General features: G+C 64.8%; 16 protein-coding genes. 15 read left to right on the top strand and 1 reads right to left on the bottom strand.

The genetic code is table 11. The features are described 5' to 3' along the window. Nucleotides 1–17: 17 nt before the first annotated feature. Nucleotides 18–2,141: a heavy metal translocating P-type ATPase gene (locus ACOGXH_RS13305; RefSeq protein ID WP_419930376.1), complete on the top strand. Its 2,124-nt coding sequence runs from the start codon at nt 18–20 to the stop codon at nt 2,139–2,141. Nucleotides 2,142–2,153: 12 nt separating this feature from the next. On the opposite strand, the gene ACOGXH_RS13300 is transcribed toward ACOGXH_RS13305, so the two are convergent. Continuing rightward, nucleotides 2,154–3,233, bottom strand: coding sequence for an alpha/beta fold hydrolase (locus tag ACOGXH_RS13300; RefSeq protein WP_419929575.1), 1,080 nt, complete (start codon nt 3,231–3,233; stop codon nt 2,154–2,156). Nucleotides 3,234–3,304: 71 nt separating this feature from the next. Between ACOGXH_RS13300 and ACOGXH_RS13295 the strand changes: the two genes are divergently transcribed. The 14 genes from ACOGXH_RS13295 (at nt 3,305) to ACOGXH_RS13230 (ending at nt 19,177) form a co-directional block, all read left to right on the top strand. Further along, the gene (locus ACOGXH_RS13295; protein WP_419929574.1) at nt 3,305–4,225 is read left to right on the top strand and encodes an enoyl-CoA hydratase; all 921 of its coding nucleotides are present in this window, start codon (nt 3,305–3,307) and stop codon (nt 4,223–4,225) included. A gap of 25 nt (nt 4,226–4,250) precedes the next feature. Further along, entirely contained in the window at nt 4,251–5,228 is a 978-nt protein-coding gene (locus ACOGXH_RS13290; protein WP_419929573.1) for a carbon-nitrogen hydrolase family protein, read from the top strand. A gap of 12 nt (nt 5,229–5,240) precedes the next feature. Further along, nucleotides 5,241–5,645, top strand: coding sequence for a cupin domain-containing protein (locus tag ACOGXH_RS13285; protein ID WP_419929572.1), 405 nt, complete (start codon nt 5,241–5,243; stop codon nt 5,643–5,645). Between the two features lie 10 nt (nt 5,646–5,655). Beyond that, complete coding sequence (locus tag ACOGXH_RS13280) at nt 5,656–6,960, top strand: flavin-containing monooxygenase (RefSeq protein ID WP_419929571.1); 1,305 nt, start codon at nt 5,656–5,658, stop codon at nt 6,958–6,960. After that, the gene (locus ACOGXH_RS13275) at nt 6,957–7,769 is read left to right on the top strand and encodes an SDR family NAD(P)-dependent oxidoreductase (protein WP_419929570.1); all 813 of its coding nucleotides are present in this window, start codon (nt 6,957–6,959) and stop codon (nt 7,767–7,769) included. The genes ACOGXH_RS13280 and ACOGXH_RS13275 overlap by 4 nt, the downstream gene beginning before the upstream one ends. A 34-nt stretch (nt 7,770–7,803) precedes the next feature. Then, entirely contained in the window at nt 7,804–8,763 is a 960-nt protein-coding gene (locus ACOGXH_RS13270) for an SDR family NAD(P)-dependent oxidoreductase (protein WP_419929569.1), read from the top strand. A gap of 59 nt (nt 8,764–8,822) precedes the next feature. Further along, nucleotides 8,823–10,088: an amidohydrolase family protein gene (locus tag ACOGXH_RS13265; protein WP_419929568.1), complete on the top strand. Its 1,266-nt coding sequence runs from the start codon at nt 8,823–8,825 to the stop codon at nt 10,086–10,088. Nucleotides 10,089–10,160: 72 nt separating this feature from the next. Beyond that, nucleotides 10,161–11,369, top strand: coding sequence for an RNA ligase (locus tag ACOGXH_RS13260; RefSeq protein ID WP_419930375.1), 1,209 nt, complete (start codon nt 10,161–10,163; stop codon nt 11,367–11,369). Between the two features lie 188 nt (nt 11,370–11,557). After that, the gene (locus ACOGXH_RS13255) at nt 11,558–12,892 is read left to right on the top strand and encodes a DUF222 domain-containing protein (protein WP_419929567.1); all 1,335 of its coding nucleotides are present in this window, start codon (nt 11,558–11,560) and stop codon (nt 12,890–12,892) included. Between the two features lie 169 nt (nt 12,893–13,061). Next, nucleotides 13,062–13,544 (top strand): VOC family protein, encoded by a 483-nt coding sequence (locus ACOGXH_RS13250; RefSeq protein WP_419929566.1) that lies wholly within the window; start codon nt 13,062–13,064, stop codon nt 13,542–13,544. Nucleotides 13,545–13,562: 18 nt separating this feature from the next. Further along, complete coding sequence (locus ACOGXH_RS13245) at nt 13,563–13,946, top strand: cupin domain-containing protein (RefSeq protein WP_419929565.1); 384 nt, start codon at nt 13,563–13,565, stop codon at nt 13,944–13,946. Nucleotides 13,947–13,990: 44 nt separating this feature from the next. Next, nucleotides 13,991–16,078 (top strand): hydantoinase/oxoprolinase family protein, encoded by a 2,088-nt coding sequence (locus tag ACOGXH_RS13240; RefSeq protein ID WP_419929564.1) that lies wholly within the window; start codon nt 13,991–13,993, stop codon nt 16,076–16,078. After that, nucleotides 16,075–17,661, top strand: coding sequence for a hydantoinase B/oxoprolinase family protein (locus ACOGXH_RS13235; protein WP_419929563.1), 1,587 nt, complete (start codon nt 16,075–16,077; stop codon nt 17,659–17,661). Before ACOGXH_RS13240 ends, ACOGXH_RS13235 begins: the two co-directional genes overlap by 4 nt. Then, on the top strand, nt 17,654–19,177 hold the full coding sequence (locus tag ACOGXH_RS13230) for a class I adenylate-forming enzyme family protein (protein WP_419929562.1): 1,524 nt from the start codon (nt 17,654–17,656) through the stop codon (nt 19,175–19,177). Before ACOGXH_RS13235 ends, ACOGXH_RS13230 begins: the two co-directional genes overlap by 8 nt. The last annotated feature ends 3 nt before the right edge of the window (nt 19,178–19,180 follow it).

Raw genomic sequence — 19,180 nt, 5'->3', positions numbered from 1 at the left:
AAACTTGGTTTGTGGCGATGCGACGAGCGGCATTGATTGTGGACGGCATGACCTGCTCGGCCTGCGTGTCGCGCATAGAGCGCAGCCTGAACGCAGTCGACGGGGTTATTGAAGCCCGAGTGAACTACGCCTCGGGCCGAGCATCAGTGGCCTGCAATGAGACCGTCGCCGATTCCCAACTGGAAGCCGCCGTGGTTTCCGCTGGTTATTCGGCACGCGTTCCCCAAAGTCTTGATGCCGAGCCTGCCGCCCAACCTCCCGGACTGCGACCGCTAATCGCTTCGGCAGTGATGGGCGCCGCGGTGATGCTGCTCACCATGGTGGACTGGCTGGTCTTCGATCTGGGGTTTTCTGCATCGGATTGGCTTGCTGCGATTCTGAGCGCGGTGGTGATTTTCTGGTCGGGCCGGGGATTCCACCGGCGGGCCTGGGCGCAGCTCCACCACCGAACCGCCACCATGGACACGCTGGTGTCGGTAGGCACCGCCTCGTCTTGGGTTTGGTCCACCGTGGTGCTGGCCGCGCAAATCGGCGACGGCCACCTCTATTTCGAAACCGGATCGGTGATCGTGGTGCTGGTTTTGTTCGGCCGCTATCTGGAGTACCGGGCTCGCCGCCGGTCGGGAGACGCCTTGCGGGCTATGGCTGAGCTTGTTGCTCCAGTAGCTCGCCTTGAGAACGGAACCGATGTGCCGGTGGCCAGCCTGGAAGTGGGTACCAGATTCGTGGTGCGTCCGGGCGAGAAGATCGCCACCGACGGCGTGGTGGTCGATGGCTTTTCGGCAGTGGACATCTCCTTGGTCACCGGTGAGCCGGTGCCGGTGGAGGTTGGCCCCGGCGACGCCGTCCTGGGAGCTTCGGTCAACGCCAATGGATCATTGGTCGTAGAAGCCACCGGGGTGGGAGCCGACACCGTGCTGGCTCGGATCATGCAGCTGGTGGAGCAGGCCCAGACCAACCGCACCCGAATCCAGCGATTGGCCGATCGGCTTTCGGCGGTATTCGTGCCTGCCGCGGTGGTGATCGCGGTGGCCACCCTGATTGGCTGGCTGGCCGCCGGGCAGCCTTCTTCCGAGGCATTTACCGCCGCGGTGGCAGTGCTGATTGTGGCCTGTCCGTGCGCGTTGGGGCTGGCCACACCGCTGGCGGTGATGGTCGGCACCGGGCGGGGGTCGCAGCTCGGGATCATCCTCAAGGGCGGCGAGATGCTGGAGGACACGCGGGAGCTTGACACCGTGGTCTTCGACAAAACCGGCACGGTCACCGAAGCTCGCATGGAAGTGGTGGGCATCGATGCTCCCGGAGGGGACCCCGACGAACTGCTGGCCTTGGCCGCATCGGTTGAGGCCCGGTCGGAGCATCCCATTGGGCGGGCCATTGCCGCGGCAACCGATGCCGGGCGGACGCTTGCCGGTTTCGAGAATCGTCCCGGCTCAGGTGCGGTCGGCACGGTGGACGGCACGGAGGTTCGAGTGGGCCGAAGAGACCTGTTCGACCAAGTTCCCGAAGCGGTGGACTCGGCTGCGGCCGAAGTAGAGGCCATGGGTCGGGTCGCCGTTCTGGTGGGTCGAGATTCGGTGGCCGAGGCAGTGATCACAGTGGACGACCGATTGCGGGATTCCGCCCCCGCCGCGGTGGCCGCGCTCAAGTCTTTGGGGCTCGACACCGTGCTGCTGACCGGGGACCATCCCCGGCGGGCTCAGGCCGCTGGCGATGAGTTGGGGATCGACCGGGTGGTGCCCGGGGTCGGGCCCGATGGCAAGGCCGACGAGATCGCCCGCCTGCAAGCTGAGGGCCGCCGGGTGGCCATGGTGGGCGACGGCATCAACGACGCCCCCGCCCTCAGCCAGGCCGACATTGGTATTGCCATGGGCACCGGCACCGATGTGGCCGCCGAAGCTGCCGACCTCACCATCATGACGTCTGATCTGGGAGCCGTGGCCGACGCCATTGCTCTGAGCCGTCGGACCATGAACACCATTAGGGGCAACCTGTTCTGGGCCTTCGTCTACAACACCGCGGCCATTCCTCTGGCCGCTGCCGGCGTGCTCGAGCCCATGTTCGCGGCCGTGGCCATGGTGGCTTCATCGCTGTTCGTGGTCACCAACAGCTTGCGCCTCCGGCGCTTCGGAAGCGGTTAGCCGAAAGAACTGTCAGATTTCGCCGGCCAAGAAGGCCAGGAGCACTTCGTTGGTGCGCTCGGGATCTTCTTCGGGGATGAAGTGACCGGTGCTGGCAGCGCGGGCCCGGTAGTCGGGGAAGTGATTGATGAAGGAGTCGGCGTAGGGGTTGCCGTTGGGGATGTGGTCGTCGGCGGGGAATCCGTCTTCAAAGGCCTGGGACATCAAGAACGCCGAGTACAGGTACAGCGCGGGATGGGGGTAGGTGCGACCGAGGTCTTCGGGTCCGAATACCGGGAAGATCCCGAAGTCGGGGTGGCTGAACAGCAGGCCGGGGTGATTCCACATCTCAGCCACTCGGGCTGGTGTTCGGTACACCAGATTGCCGTCGTCGTCGGGGAAGTGGAACGGAAGGGCATCCCGGTAGTACGAGACGGCGTGGAAGTGGGAACCGGGCTGGTCGAACGCCTCCCGGTAGTGCTCCACGTCGTCGGCGTTCCAATACTTGCTCGGATCCCAGTCGGCCATGGCCCGACCGGGGTCCTGGGCATCGCTGTCGGCCAACGGGGCCTTCCACGGGGAATGGGGCGGCGGACCGTAGCTACCTTCCACGCCGCCGAAGATCGAGTTGATGAATTCGCCGGCGTGGCGCTCCCAGAACTGCTCGGCCTCGGGCTCGCACTTGTACCAGTAGCCGTGGATGCCCCACGGAATCCACATCGTGCACAGCGTGTCGACCAGCCCCAGCCGGGTGAACCGGTCGGGATACTCCAGGGCAGCCTTGAAGGCGATAATCCCACCCCAGTCGTGGCCCACCAGCGAGCAGTGCCCGATGCCCAGGGCGTCGATGAAGTCCACGATGTCGCGGGCCAACAGATCGCGGGTGACCCGGATGCGGGGCTTGTCGGTGCCGCCGTAGCCCCGGGTGTCGGGGGCGTAGACCCGGTAGTTCTCGGCCAGTACTGGAATCTGGTGGCGCCACATGTGGGAGGTCTGGGGAAAGCCGTGCAGTAGAACTACCGGGGGTGCCGCTTCGTCGCCCGCGGCCAGATAGTGAAACCGCAATCCCGCGGTGTCGATGTAGTGGGAGTCGATGCTTGTTGGTCCACTCATAAATGCTCCTGAGGTGAGAACACGGCGGATGCGAGCCTAGAACCACGTCCGGCAGCGCACCGTATTCGCGGATGGGCGAGACTAGGGAAATGGACTACCAGTACCTGACCTACGAGACGCTGGACGACGGAAGAATCGCCCGCATCATGTTGAATCGGCCCGAGGCCCGCAACGCCCAGAACCGGGGGATGCTGGTAGAGCTCAACGAGGCCTTCTTGGTGGCCGAAGCCGACGACGACGTGCGGGTGGTGATTCTGGGCGGGGTCGGCCCGATGTTCTCGGCCGGACACGACATGGGCACCAAGGAGAGCATCGAGGAGCGCACGCCCGGTCCCAACCAGCACCCTACCTTTCAGTTCAACGGCGCTGAGCGGCGGGGTTCGGAGAAGCTGATGCTTCAGGAGTGGCATTACTACTTCGAGAACACCAAGCGGTGGCGCAACCTCCGCAAGATCACCATCGCCCAGGTGCAGGGGCCGGTGCTGGCCGCCGGGCTGATGCTCATGTGGTCGTGCGATCTGATCGTGGGGGCCGAGGACGCATCATTCGCCGATGTGGTGGGCACCCGATTGGGCATGATGGGGGTGGAGTACTTCGCCCACCCGTGGGAGTTTGGCCCTCGCAAGACCAAGGAGTTGCTGCTCACCGGTGATTCCATCGACGTCCACGAGGCCCACGCCATGGGCATGGTGGCCAAGGTGTTCCCCAACGAGACCCTTTCGGAACAGACCCTGGAGTTCGCACAGCGCATCGCCGCGGTGCCCACCATGGCCGCCCTGTTGATCAAGGAGGCGGTGAACCAGACCATGGATGCCCAGGGCTTCAACACCGCCCTGTCGGCGTGCTTCACCCTCCACCAACTGAACCATTCCCACTGGGCCTCCATTACCAACGGCGAATGGTGGATCGCCACCGAGGAGCACGGTGTGCCCCATTGGAAGGACGCCCCCAAGGTCCGACCGGCGGCCAAAGCCTCGCCCGGAGGCGGCTGACCGGAAATCAGGCGATAATACGACCGTGATCCCAGAGCGCTATTCCGGCTACGAGACCCGGCTGCGGGCTGGCGCGGTGGACTTCACTCCGGTTCCTGGCGATGTGGCCGCCAATCTGGACAAGATCACCGGTTGGATTGCCGAGGCTGCCGCCGCCGGAGTGGGACTGCTGGTGTTCCCCGAAGAAGCGCTGACCGGGGCGATCCACTGCGACGATTGCGAACGTCTGGGCGGGCCGTGCGATCTGCACCGGTCGCTGGCCGAAACTGTGCCCGGGCCGTCGACTGATGCTCTGGCCCGGTTGGCCGCCGAGCACGACATGTACTTGGTGGTGGGCATGATCGAGCAGGATCCCGAGGATACGGACGCCCTCTACAACGCCGCCGCGGTGATCGGCCCCGAAGGAATCCTCGGGACCTATCGAAAACTGCACCTGGGCTCGCTCCCGTTCGTGACCGAGGGGGTGTCGTTTCGGCCCGGAAGCAGCCTGGATCTCTTCGAGACTCGCTATGGGCCCATCGGAGTGCAGATCTGCTACGACTTCTGGCTCAACCCCGAAGGCAGCCGACTTCTGGCCCTCCAAGGGGCGAGGATCATCGTCAATCCCACCGCGGCGTTCGCCGGTGGGCCCGACAAGGTGGAGTCCATGCGTCGGGTGGCCGCCACCCGAGGGCAGGAGAATTTCGTATTCACGATCTCGGCCAATCAGGTAGGCGGCATCGACAACGGCGAGAGCGTGGAGGATGGCTTTAACGGGGCGTTACCGGCCAACTACGCCGGCCACAGCCTCATTTGCGGCCCTCACTTTCCCGACTTCAGCCACATCTATGCCGAGGGGAGCGACACCGAGGGGCTGGTGATCGCCGATTTGGACTTCGACGTGCTGCACCGCTGGGACGATGTGTGCCCGTGGCGGCAATGGCGGGCTACCCACCAGTCGGGCACCTCGGAGTTGTTCGCCACCGAATTCGCCAAACTTGTCCACGGCCCACCGGCCCAATAGCGAAGGAGCGACATGAGCACAGAGCCCAAGGTGTTGAAGTTCGACGACATCGAATGGGTGGACGAATCTGCCAATACCGAAACCCCAAGGGAGCTGATCGAAGAGGCCAAGAAGCTCGGCGCGGGGCGCAAGCGCGTGGCCCAAGGCGAGGGAGGTTTCTGGTGCCAGTACAGCACCATGCCGGCCGGCTACCACGTCCCTCCCCACAGCCATGACCAAAACGAGCTGCTGATCGTGGTGTCGGGCGGGTGCGAGGTGTGGCCCGACGGCGCCGACGGCCCTTCAATGGAGCTGGGGCCGAAGGATTCGGTCATCCTGGCTGCCAATCACAAGTACTCCTTCACTTGCGGCCCCGACGGCATGGAGTTCTTCGTGATGCGTCCCGGCGATGCGGCAGCATCGTTCAGCGAATCCTGAAGGCGGTTCTTTGGCGCCACTTGATGTTGCGGTCGTAGGAGCGGGTCCAGCAGGGCTAATCCTGGCCCGGCGCCTGGCGCAGACATCGGCCGCCTTCGAGCTATTCGAGCGCCATGACGATGTGGGCGGCATCTGGAACATCGACGCCCCGGGCTCGCCGATGTACGAGACCGCCCACTTCATCTCGTCGCGCACCATGTCGGGATTCGACGGCTTTCCCATGCCCGAGCACTATCCGGACTACCCCGACTACCAGCAGCTCTTGGCCTACATCCAGGCCTTCGCCGACGAATTCGATCTTCGCCGCCATGTTCGATTCAACACCCCAGTGGACCGGGCCGCCCTCGGGTCCGACGGCTTATGGGAGCTTCAACTCGGCACCGGCGAGACCCGCCAGAGCCGGTATCTGATCTGCGCCAACGGGGTCAACTGGGAACCCCACGAGGTGAGCTGGCCGGGGCAGTTCAACGGAGAGGTGCGCCACTCGGTCACCTACCGGTCGCCGGACGAGTTCACCGGCAAGCGGGTGTTGGTGGTGGGTGCGGGTAATTCGGGCGCCGACATTGCCTGCGACGCGTCGGTCAGCGCCGATCAGGCCTTCTTGAGCGTGCGCCGGGGCTATCACTTCATCCCGAAGTACATCGCCGGGACGCCTTCCGACGTGTTCGGCGAACGCGGCCCCAGCCTGCCCCATTGGCTGGAAGTGCGGTTCTTCCAGGTTCTGTTGCGAATGATCAATGGCGATCTGCGCCGCTACGGACTCCCCAAGCCCGACCACAAGCTCTTTGAGTCGCACCCGCTAATGAACTCGCTGATCCTGCACCACTTGGGCCACGGCGATTGCATCGCCAAGCCCGATATCGAACGGCTCGACGGCGACCATGTGGTGTTCGCCGACGGGAGCCGGGAGCAGATCGACCTGGTGATCGCCGCCACCGGCTTTGATCGCTATATCCCATTTCTCGCCGACGGGCTGTTGGAGTTCAAGAAGGGTCGTCCCCAGCTCTACCTGGGTATTTTCGCCCGCGACTGCCCCAATCTTGCCGCCCTGGGTTATGTGGAATTCGCCTCGGCCGCCTATTCCCATTTCGAGAAGATGGCCGAGCTGATCGTGGCCGACGCCACCGCGCCCCCGGGGTCGGCGACGGCGCGGGCATTCCAGGACCTGAAGGCCAACCATCACCCCGATGTGAGAGGCGGGCGCCGGTACATCGACACCGACCGCCACGCCGACTACGTCGAGATCAAGGCCTACCGGAAGATCCTCTCCCAGGTGCGCAAGAAGGTCGGCCTTCCCAAAGGAGGGAACCCATGACCCGAAGCTCAGCTCTCATCACCGGTGCGTCCTCCGGTATCGGCGCCGCCGTGGCGAGCCGCCTTGCCCGGAGGGGATATCACGTCATCGCCGTGGACCGCACCGCTGAACTGGCCGAACAGGCCGCCGCTGAAATCGGCCCGGATTCCACTGCGGTGGGCTGCGATCTGGCCGACGGGCCGAGCCTGGCTGAGCTGTGCCAGCGGATCGCCGAAGAATGGCGCCAGGAACTCGACGTGCTGGTCTGCAACGCCGGAGTCATCATCCCCGACCACGTTGCTGGACTCACTCCCGAGCAGCTAGATCTTCACGTCGATGTGATGCTGCGCTCGCCGATCCAGCTCATCCGGGCCGCACTGCCCGAATTCTTGGCCCGCGATCGCGGCCAGCTGATGGCCACCGTTTCACTGGGCGGGATCTGCCCCCTGCCGGCGTCGGCCGCCTACTCGGCGGCCAAGGCCGGCTTGCGAGCCTTTCTGGCTGCGCTCAACACCGAGCTGTGGGACACCAACGTGCATGTATGCGGCATCTATCCCACCGCGGTGGACACCCCGATGCTGCAACACGAGGCCCGGGCCGGGGGCAGCGCCCTCAACTTCCTCAGCGCGGTCAGGACGGTGGACGATGTGGCCGACGCCTACGAGCGGGCCCTGGACAAGCCCAAGCTGGAAACCTATGTGCCGTTCCACGAGAGCCTGTCGGCGCGGGCCGCGCAGTGGACCCCGGCGATCATCCCCCGCATCTACCCTGCTTTCCGCCGCATCGGTGAGCGGGGTCGTCAGAAGTACCTGAAGCGGATCGACGGCTAACCGCGGCACCCCGACCCACCATTACGGTGGAGGCATGGGAAATCGTCTGGACGGCAAAGTGGCAATCGTGACCGGGTCAGGGGGTGGCATCGGGCGAGAGCATGCCCACCTGCTGGCTTCTGAGGGGGCCAAAGTGCTGGTCAACGACCTGGGCCTTCGCAAGACCCCCGATGGGGTGGCGGCCAACGCCGAGCGGGTGGCGGGCGAGATCATCGATGCCGGAGGCGAGGCGGTGGCCAGCAGCACCTCGGCAACCTGGGACGGCGCAGCCGAGATCGTGCAGCAGGCGGTAGACGCCTTCGGCCGCCTCGACATCCTGGTCAACAACGCCACCGCAGGGCGCAACAACGACATCTGGCGCTTCACCGAGGAGGAGTGGGACCTCACCGTGAATGTCAACCTCAAGGGTTATTTCGCCATGATCAAGCACGCCGTTCCCCATCTGGTGCAGCAGGAGACCAGCGCGATCATCAACACCAGCTCGGGTTCGGGCTTCGGCCATCCGTCGCACTGTGCCTACTCCGCGGCCAAAGAGGGTGTGATCGGCTTGACCCGCACCGCGGCCCGGGAGTTGGGCCGCTTCGGGGTGCGGTGCAATGCCATCCGACCCCGTGCCGAAGGGGCGTCAACCGCGGAGTACGCCATCCGCACCGCTCGGTGGACCGACCTCATGGCCCTCACCATGGCTCCCCGGGGGGCCGCCTCGGCCCCAGCCCCCGACACCAGCCCCGACGCGCTGGCCCCCCGCAAGATCGCTCCGCTGGTGGTGTGGCTGTGTACCGACGCCGCCCGCCACGTGACCGGGCGCACCTTCCACATCTCTGGCGACATCGTGAGCCGTCTCAGCGAGCCGGAACGGGAGCTGGCCGTCTACCAAGAAGACGGCCTCACCCTCGACGCCCTCGACGCCTACCACGGCCGCCACCTCACCGAAGACCTCACCAACCACTACCTCCTCGAAGACCGCCCCGACCTCCGAGTCTTCGAGCTGTAGCCCAGATTGCCCGGTTCCGCCGCCGGGAATTTACAGCGGGGAGTGCAATAGTCTGGGGCATGGCCCAAAACCAGGCTGACGAGCGCTACATGATCCTGTCTTCGGACACCCACGCCGGCGCCCAAACCTGCACCTACAGGGAGTTCTTGGACCCCGCGTGGCACGACGAGTTCGACGCTTGGGAGGCGGCTATCACTAACCCGTGGGTAGACCTGCGGGACATGGACGCAGCCAAGGTCAACTGGGACAGCGACGCTCGCTCTGAGGCCTGCGACGCCGAGGGCATCTCCGGCGAGGTGTTGTTTCCCAACACGCTCACCCCCTTCTACGACATCCTCGTCCACCTGTCCGGCGTGCCCGATTCAGCGTCGGCCTATGCCCGCCGGTGGGCCGGTCTGCAAGCCCACAACCGTTGGCTGGTGGAGTTCTGCGGCTACGAGCCCAAGCGGCGCAAGGGCCTCATCCAACTGCTGCCCAATGACCTGGACGACGCCATTGCCGAAGTGCGGTGGGCGGCCGAGACCGGGGTGATTGGCGGAGTGATGATCCCCGCCATCCCGCCCAACCATGTTGTCGAGCCGTTCTTCCATCCCCGCTATGACCCGCTGTGGGACGTGTGCAGTTCGCTGGGCATGCCGGTCCACCAGCACATGGGCTCGGGCTGCCCCGACTTGGGCGACGATCCGGTGGCTTGGGGAGTGACGTTCGCCGAGTACGAGCTGTGGCCCAAGCGCACGCTCATCCACCTCATTTTGGGCGGGGTTTTCGAGCGCTTCCCCGATCTGCGAGTGGTGTGGACCGAGATGTGGGGGATGCGGTGGATTCTCGAAGAGCTGAACCGCATCGACCAGCGGCTCCGCAACATCCAGAGCAAGTACGCCCACGATCCCCGCACCCTCAACTACGCCCCCACTTTCGGCTCCGAAACGGTGGACGGACTTTCGCTGTCGCCCCTCGAGTACTGGCAGCGCAACTGCCGCATTGGAGCCTCCATGCTGCCCCGATCCGAAGTCCAGTACCGCCATGCGGTTGGGGTGGACACCATCATGTGGGGAGCCGATTTCCCCCACGACGAGGGTTCTATCGGCTACACCACCGAAGCGCTGGCCGCCACCATGTGGGACGTTCCGGAAGACGAGTGCCAAAAGATGCTCACCGACGTGGCCGCCGATCTCTATGCCTTCGATACCGAGGCCCTGGCTCCCATCGCGGCCCGCATCGGCCCCCCAGTGGCCGAAGTCCACACCCCGCTGGACGAGCTTCCTGAATCCAAGAGCCTGTCATTCAACACCGACCCCCCACTCGAATCGGTGATCATCTTCTAGTTGCTCCAGCGTCGCTTCATAATTCCTGCTTAGGGGGTGTGTGGGGAGCGTTAGCGTTGCGATGTGGTGGTGATGCTAGGGGATATTGTCGATGAAGGGCTCTTGGCTCGGGCGGTGGCCGATGGCTATATCTCGGCCCGTAGCGAAGAAGGGCTGATCGTCTACAACTACACGGCAGCTACGCAGTACTCGGGGACGTGGAACGAAGCGACGCTGGTGTGCCGCGGGCTAATTGCAGATGCCGATGGGAAGGTGGTTGCCCGCCCGTTCGGGAAGTTCTTCAACCATGATGAGCCGCAGGTACCCGTCCTGCCCTCGGACGCAACCATGATCGTAACCGAGAAGTGGGACGGGTCGTTGGGCATCCTCTACACGGCTCTGGACGGCACCAAGCGGATCAGCACCCGGGGGTCTACTCGCTCAGACCAGGCGCGGGAAGGGACCCGCATCTGGCAAGAGAAGTATGAGGGTCTGGACTTCGGGCCGGGTGTGACCCCGTTGTTTGAGATCGTCTACCCCTCGAACCGGATCGTTGTGGACTACCGGGGAATGCGCGACCTCGTGCTGTTGGCGGTTATCGACAACGCCACCGGCGCCGATCTGCCCCTTGAACGCTATGACTGGCCGGGCCCTCAAGCCGCGCAGATCAGGTTCGAGACTCTGGCCGATCTTGCCGCGCATATGGAACACCCGCGTCCTAGCGACGGTATCGAAGAGGGATTCGTAATCCGTTTCGACACCGGTCCCGCCGAGCCACATCCTCGAATCAAAATGAAGTGGGCCGACTACCTGGAACTCCACAAGATCGTTACCGGGTTGACTGGCACTGCCGTTTGGCGGGTTGCCGCGGTTCGCGCCATGGACGAACGAGGAATGCCGGCCAAGCGGATCGCTGCTCGGCTGCACCTGGATCCGTCTGTTGTCGAGGGAATGCTGCGGCAGACCGATGCAGTGAAGGCGCTGTTTGAAGTCGTCCCCGATGAGTTCCACGGGTGGATCAAAGGGACACTGGCCCAGTTAGAGAAGGAGGCTGCGGCACGAATCGGACTGTGCGAATCGTTGGTGGCCTGCGCTGAGTCCGAATCCGACGGCTCGGACCGCGGGTTCGCGGCAGCCGCCCAGCGGTTTGCCGCTGACAATGGTGTGCATCCTGGAATCCTGTTTGCACTACGCAGGGGAAAGCCGGAGGCGTATGCCTCCATCTGGTGGGACCTCAAGCCCAACGCCGATTCAGACACTCCTGTCGCCGGTTGGGCCGCGATGCAAGCCCTCGACACCTGAGCTTGGCAGGCCCCGCTAAGGGGCTAATCGACGGGTGGCGGGTCGAGCACTGCCGATCGGATGTGCTGTGAGGGAAATGTGGGTGTTGTTTATTATGTTCAGATTGATATCAATAAATAACAGGTTTATTTCGCTTAATCCCGTTTATTCGAATGGTTGTTGTCACTGGGTTGGGTAAACTTGCATGTATGGAATTTAGACCCTGTGAGCAGGGGAAACGAACTGGCAGTGGGCTGTCGGGGCAGGTTTGGCCGGAGGCGGTTGATGTGGCCGGTCTGTCGTTGTCTGAGCTGCGGGAGCGACTGGTTCTCATCAAGAGAGCCGAGGCCCGGTTGGCGGCGATGAAGACGGCGGCGTTGGCCGCGTATGCCAGCCGGGGCGGGGAGGGCTCGGCGCGGCGGGTGGCTTTGGAGGAGCTTCAGGCGTCCAAGCAGCAGGCCCGCCGGGAGGTGGAAGCCGCGTCGCAGCTTTCGCAGGTTCCTGAGACGCTTGATGCTTTGGGCGCGGGGGAGATTCCTGAAGACCATGCCAAGCAGATCGCCAAGGCCGCCTCGCAGGGTCCGGTGGACGAGTCGGTGTTGGTGGAGGCGGCCCGGCGCGAGGATTTCGGCACGTTCTCCCGGACCTTGCGCGACCATCAGCACGAGCAGTCGCCCGACGACGGCAAGTCGCTTTTGGCCAAGCAACGGAAGCGTCGAGACTTGGGCTTCTTCAAGTCGATTGAGGATGGCATGTTCATCTTGAACGGCCGGTTCGACCCCGAAGCGGGGAACCGGATCGAGGCCGCGCTGGCCGATGAGGTGCGCCGCCAGCGCAACGACGAGGACGCAGCCGACCAGACAACATTCGGCCAGCGGATGGCCGACGCGCTGGAGAACCTGGTGTGTGCCGACACCGGCGACCGCACCCCGCCTCGGGCCACCTTGATCTTGACCGCTGATTGGGACGCGCTGAATCAGAAGCTGGCCGACGCACGACTGCTCGACGGCACGCCACTGCCGGTTGACGAGGTCCTGCGGCTGGCTTGCAACGCCGACATTCTGCCCGCCGTGTACGACACCGAGGGCCAACAGCTGTGGGTAGGCCGCAAGTACCGGTCGGCCACCGAGGCCCAGCGGGCCGCGCTCATCGTCCGCGACAAGCACTGCATCGGTTGCGGAAGATCAGCGGTTTGGTGCGAGGCCCACCACATCGAAGAATGGCTCACCGGCGGCCGCACCAACATCGACAACCTCGTGCTGGTCTGCAAACCCTGCCACCACAACATCCACGACGACGGCTGGATCGTAAGTCGAGACCAAAACGGGGTCTACGAACTAAGACCGCCGCCATCGCCCTACACCGACCTCCCGACCGACCGAACCCGTTCGGGGCCGCCCCCCAAGCCATACGCCGACATTCCCTCTGGGCAGGCGCGTTCGGGGCCATCTCCCGTCTCATCGAAATCCAGCACTGAGGCCTTTCCCGAATCTGGAATCGCCACTTGGCAGCCCGAGGGCACCAAACAACTGCTATTGAACTGACACAGTGCCGGGGTGCAGTCTGATGGCACTTGACCCCACTCTCAGTGCCAGGCTCATGAAGTTGAGCCGAAACTGCCCTGGAGTGGTTTCTAGCGGATGAAGTCGTGCCTGCCTGATTGGGGCCAGCATTGGATTGGATACGCTGGGTGTTGATGAGAGGGAACGTCCGATGATCACCGGGATGAACCATGCGGTGCTGTATGTGCGGGATGCCCGCCGCCAGCAACAGTTCTATACCGATGTGCTGGGGTTTGAGACCATCATCGACGAGCCGGGGCAGTTCGTGTTCATGCGGGCTCCGGCGTCGGAGAACCATCACGACATCGCCTTCTTCTCCATTGGCGACGGGGCTGAGCCGTCGGCAGCTGGCCGCCGGTCGGTGGGGATGTATCACATTGCCTGGGAGGTGCCCACCTTGGAAGAGCTGGCCGACATTCGCCAGCGGCTGGTGGATGCGGGCGCTCTCTACGGCGAGAGCGACCACGGGGCCAACAAGAGCCTCTATGCCAAAGACCCCGACGGTTTGGAGTTCGAGGTGATGTGGCTGGTTCCCGTTGAGCACTGGGGTGACGAGGAGAACCAGGCCATCATCCGCCCTCTAGATCTTGACCAGGAACAGCGACGTTTTGCCGCTCTGGCCGCCGACGACTAGATAAGCAAGGCCTCTACTATGAATCTGACCAACCAGTACTGCTACTTCTACGACGATGACCTGTTCATCGACACCGAAAGGGAGGGATTCCGGCGTCGGGTCATCACTGGCGACGGGCTTCAGCTCTGCTTCTGGCGGATCGCCGGAGGAGCCACCGGATCGTTCCTGCACCGCCACGAGGACCACGAGCAGCTCGGCATCATCGTGCGGGGCAAGCTCGACTTCCGCATCAACGACGATCCGGACAGCGAAGAGCGGGTGGTGTTGGGCGAGGGCGAGGCCTATATCGCCCCCAAAGGGGTGTGGCACGGCGACTCGGTGTTCATCGGCGACGACGAGTACGGGGAGTGCTGGATTATCGACGTGTTCACCCCGCCCCGCGACGACCTGCTTGCCGGCTAGAGCAGTGTCTGATTCCATCTTCAGGCCGCTCGAGAGCTAACGCAATGTCGGATTGGCGTTTGGCGGTTGACATAGGGGGCACGTTCACCGATGCAGTGCTGTTGGATGCCGCCACCGGCTCGGTAACGGTCAACAAGGCCCTCACCACTCCGGCCGCTCCCCTCGAAGGGGTGCAGGCCGCGGTGGGCCAGCTGCTGGGCCGAGCCGGAGTAGCCCCCGGCGAGATCACCGCCCCCATCGTGCACGCCACCACGCTCATCACCAATGCCCTGATCGAGAACAAGACCGGACGGGCCGCACTGGTCACCACCACCGGTTTCGGCGACACCCTGCTGATACGCGACGAGCACCGCTACGACATGTACGACCTCCAGATCGAGTTTCCCGATCCCCCCATCGCCCGGGAACTCACCTTCGAAATCGATGAGCGCACTGCGGCCACCGGAGAGGTGCTGGACGTGCCGTCTCCTGAGGCCATTGCTGCGCTGGTACGAGGGCTGGAGGCGGCCGGGGTCGAATCGGTGGCGGTGTGCCTGCTCAACTCCTACGTCAACCCGTCCAACGAGCGGCTGCTGGCGAACGAGCTGCGCCGGGAACTGGGCGTGCCAGTGTGCGCCTCAGCCGACATCTCGCCCCAGATCCGGGAGTACCCCCGCATGATCACCGCGGCCTGCAACGCGGCCACCATGCCGATCATTGGGCCGTACCTAGACGAACTTCAGAAGTGGCTGTCGGCCGAGGGATTCGGCGGGTCGGTGTTGATGATGCTGTCCAATGGGGGAGTGGTGTCGGCCGACGACGCGGCGGCCGCTCCCATAAGGCTGGTGGAATCGGGCCCGGCTGCCGGGGCTCTGGCCGCCCGCTGGTTCGCCCGCCGCATGGGGGAGGACCGGTTGCTGGCCTTCGACATGGGCGGCACCACCGCCAAGGCCACCCTGGTGGAAGAAGGCGAGCCCGCGTTGACCACCACCTTCGAGGTGGCCCGGCGCTACCGGTTCAAGAAGGGATCGGGTTTTCCGGTGTCGGTGCCCTCGGTCGACTTGGTGGAGATCGGTGCCGGAGGCGGCAGCCTGGCCCATCTCGACCAGTTCGGACTGCTCAAGGTGGGGCCTGAGTCGTCGGGGGCCGACCCCGGCCCGGCCTGCTACGGCCAAGGTGGCGATCAGCCTGCGGTAACCGACGCCGATGTGGTGCTCGGTCTGCTGGACCCCGACGCCTTTTTGGGGGGCGACATGCCCTTGGACGCCGGGCTTGCCCAGTCCGCCATCGAGCCCTTGGCCGACGGTCTCGGCCTGTCATCTATCGACACCGCCGCGGGGATGTACGAGGTGGTCAGCCAGAACATGGCTGCCGCCGCCCGCATGCATGCAGTGGAGCGGGGGGTGGATCTGCGGGGCGTGACCGTGCTGGCCTTCGGCGGTGCTGGGCCGCCCCATGCCTGTCGAGTGGCCGAGCTGCTGGATTCGGATCGGGTGGTGTTCCCGGTGAACGCCAGCGTGCTGTCGGCGTTCGGAACCCTGGTCTCGCCGGTGAGGATCGACCTGGCTCGTTCCATGCCGGTGAAGCTGGCTGAAGTGGACCCCGTTGAGAGGGACGGCCTCCTGGACGAGCTGCGGGAAGAAGGCCGCCGGGTGTTGCTCAGCGCCGGTGTGCCCGAGGCCGATATCAGATTCCGCTATGGCATCGACGCCCGCTACACCGGCCAAGGCAACGAGATCACCGTCGGGGTGGGCGAAGGAGATGCCTGGGCAGCCCCTGACGATGAGGTAATCGGGGCGTTCGAGTCGGAATATCGCCGCATCTACGGCATGACCATCGACGATGTGCCTATCGAGGTGGTCACTTGGCGGCTATCAGCCCGAGCCGACCCAGCTGAGTTGGGTGGTGCCGAGGCGCCCGAGACTTCGGGCGACAGTCAGCCTCTGCCGGCTTCGATCCGCACCGCGGTGTTCGGGCGAGAGCAGGACGCAGTAGAGGTGCCGGTCTACCGCCGCGCCGACTTGGCTATCGGTGCGTCTTTCCCGGGCCCGGCCTTGGTCGAAGAACGGGAGACAACCTCGGTTGTTCGCCCTAGGTGGCATGTGACGGTTGCGGAAGACGCCAGCCTCGTCGCTGTCTTGGAGGAGATGTGACCCAGACCACCTACGACCCCATTCAACTGGAAATCCTGTGGCAGTCGCTCATCTCGGTGGTGAACGAGCAGGCTCGAGCCCTTCAGCGGGCCGCGTTCAGCCCCATAGTGCGCGAGGCCGGCGATCTGGCCAACGCCGTGTTCGACAAGCGGGGCCGCATGGTGGCCCAGGCGGTAACCGGCACTCCGGGACATATCAACTCTCTGGCCATCGGCGCGGCCAACATGCTGGAAGAGTTCCCCCCCGAAGCCCTCGAACCCGGCGACGTGCTGGTCACCAACGACCCCTATCTCACCGCGGGCCAACTGCTGGACGTGACCGTGCTGGTTCCGGTGTGGCGTGCGCCGGCAGCCGGGGGCGATCCCGTGCCCATCGCCTACTTCGGCTCCACCATCCATCACACCGATGTCGGAGGCTATGGCATCGGCGCCGGAGCCCGGGACTGCTTCGAAGAGGGCCTGTGGATCCCCATCTGCAAGCTCATGCGGGCCGGCGAGCGCAACGAGGACGTGTGGAAGTTCATCTTGTCCAACGTCCGCCAGCCCGACCACATGGCCGGCGATTTGCACGCTCAGATGGCCTCGGGAGAGGTGGGGGCCCAGCGCCTCGGCGCGCTGTGCGATTCCTACGACCTTGACGACATCGAGGACCTTGCCGATGAGATCATCGATCGCTCCGAGGCGGCCACCCGGGCCAGCATCGCTGAGATGCCCGCCGGCGACTACCAGGCCGACGCGGTGCTGGATCTGGCCGACGGCAGCCGAATCGACATTGTGTGCTCCTTGCGGGTGGACCCCGACGCCGGAGAGATATTCGTCGACTACGCCGGCTCGTCTGAGGCCAGCCCATGGGGCATCAACGTGGTGCGCAACTACACCCACGCCTACACCACTTTTACCGTGCGCTCGGTGCTGAATCCCGAGATTCCCAACAACCACGGCAGCCTGGCCCCCATCAAGATGGCTGCCCCTGAGGGTTCGATCGTCAACGCGGTGCTGCCCCAGCCCGGCACGGCCCGCCACGTGGTGGGAATGTTCTTGCCCAATGCCTTGCTCAAGGCGTTGGCCCAGGTCAAGCCGGAGGAGTCCATGGCCGAAGGGGCGGGCGCAGTGTGGACCATGCAGGTGAGCGGCAACCACGACGACGGAACTCCGTTCATCACCGCCATGTTCACTTACGCCGGAGGGGTGGGAGCCCGGGCATCCAAGCCGGGCTTGGACGCCTGCTCTTATCCCACGGGGGTGAGCGCGGTGCCCATCGAGGTGGTGGAGGCCTCTGCGCCGGTTCGCTTCACCCGCAAGGCACTGCGCCCCGGTTCGGAAGGGTCGGGAGCCCAGCCTGGCGGCAAGGGCCAGACCATCGAGTTCAGCGTGGACACCTCCCGCCCCTGGCTGCTCAACGCGGTCACCAGCCGCCTGTCCGATCCTCCGCAGGGCATCTTCGGCGGGAGCCCGGGAGAGGCGGGATCGTTCCAAGTCAACGGCGAGCCGGTCACCACCCAGAGCCGCATCACTCTCGATCCCGGTGATGTGGTGCGCCTCGACCTTCCCGGAGGCGGAGGCTACGGACCTCCCGATGACTGATCCGGTCACTTTCTCGTCCGTTTGGGAACGAGCGGTCGAACGTGATGGCGATGCCGTCTTTCTGATCTTCGAGCAACCTGACGGGACCACTGCATCCTGGACCTACGAGCAATTCGACGCGGCTGTCACTGATGTGGCCGCCGGATTGATCCAGCGGGGGGTGGTTCCCGGCGATTCTGTGCATCTGGCGCTGACCAACACTCCGGCATTCGTGGTCCTGTGGCTGGCCGCCAATCGGCTGGGGGCGTGGATCGTGCCGTCCGATCCCATGGGCAAGGCGCCAGAGTTGGCCGACCACATTGAGCGCACTCGCCCAAAGGCCGGCTTTTGTGCTACCAGCCGAGCCGATGTCTACCGCCAGGCTGCCGAAGTGAGTCCCGATTTGGCCATCACCGAGTTGGACGAAGCCAGTGGCAGCCTCGATGCGCTGTTCGGAAGCGCCCGAGTGGACTGGCCCGCAGTGGACATTCGGGACCGCGCCGCGGTCATGTTCACCTCAGGAACCACCGGGCGGCCCAAAGGGGTGGAGATCACCCAGGCCAATTACGCCTTCTGCGGCCAGGTCATGGCCGAGCGAGCCGACTTGGCTCCCGACGACCGCCAGTTGGTGGTGCTGCCCCTGTTTCATGCCAACGCCCAGTACTACTCCATCGCCTCAGCCATCTGGACTGGGGCGTCAGTGGCGCTGATGCCTGCCTTCTCGGCCAGCGGATTCCTGGCCCAGGCCGCCCGCCACCGGGCCACCTGCGCCAGCCTGTTCGCCGCACCGATGCGGATGATTCTGGCCCGGGGCGCTCCGGTCGACGGGGTGGAGCTGCGCCACTGCTGGTTCGCCCAGAACATTGCCGACGATCAGTACGAAACCCTGGCCGACTGGTTCGGCTGCCGTCCCCGCCAGCTCTACGGCATGACCGAGACCGTCCCCGCGGTGCTCACCGAGCCGCCCGAAAATCCCGTACCGTCGTCTATGGGGCAGGTCACCCCCGGCTGCCAGGTAATCGTGCGAGACGGCCAGATACTGGTTGGGGGAGAACCCGGTATGACGCTGTTTGCCGGTTACCTGGACGATCCCGACACTACGGCAACCTCGTTTACCGATGACGGCTGGTTTCGCACCGGCGATCGTGCCCGAGTTGAGCCTGACGGCCGCCACTACTTCGACGGCCGCCACTCCGACGTGCTCAAGGTGGCGGGTGAGAATGTCTCCATCGTTGAGGTGGAGTCGGTGCTGGCCAGCCACCCATCGGTGTTGGAGGCCGCGGTGGTAGGCGCTCCCGATCCGGTGCGCGACGAGGTGCCGGTGGCCTTCGTAGTCCCGGCCGATCCGGCCAGGCCCCCGACCGATGATGAGCTGGCATCGTGGTGCCAAGATCGGCTGGCTAAGGCCAAGCTGCCCCGCTCGTTTACCCTTATGGAAGAGTTGCCTCGAACCAGCGTCGGGAAGATCCGCAAGTTCCTGCTAAGGCAAGAGGCAGAAAGCCAAGAACAAGCCCCGCAGGAGGCCACGAGGACGTGATCG

It is taken from the genome of Candidatus Poriferisocius sp. (genome assembly GCF_965208355.1).
GTDB lineage: Bacteria > Actinomycetota > Acidimicrobiia > Acidimicrobiales > Bin134 > Poriferisocius.
This window is presented reverse-complemented; position numbering and strand designations above follow the sequence as displayed.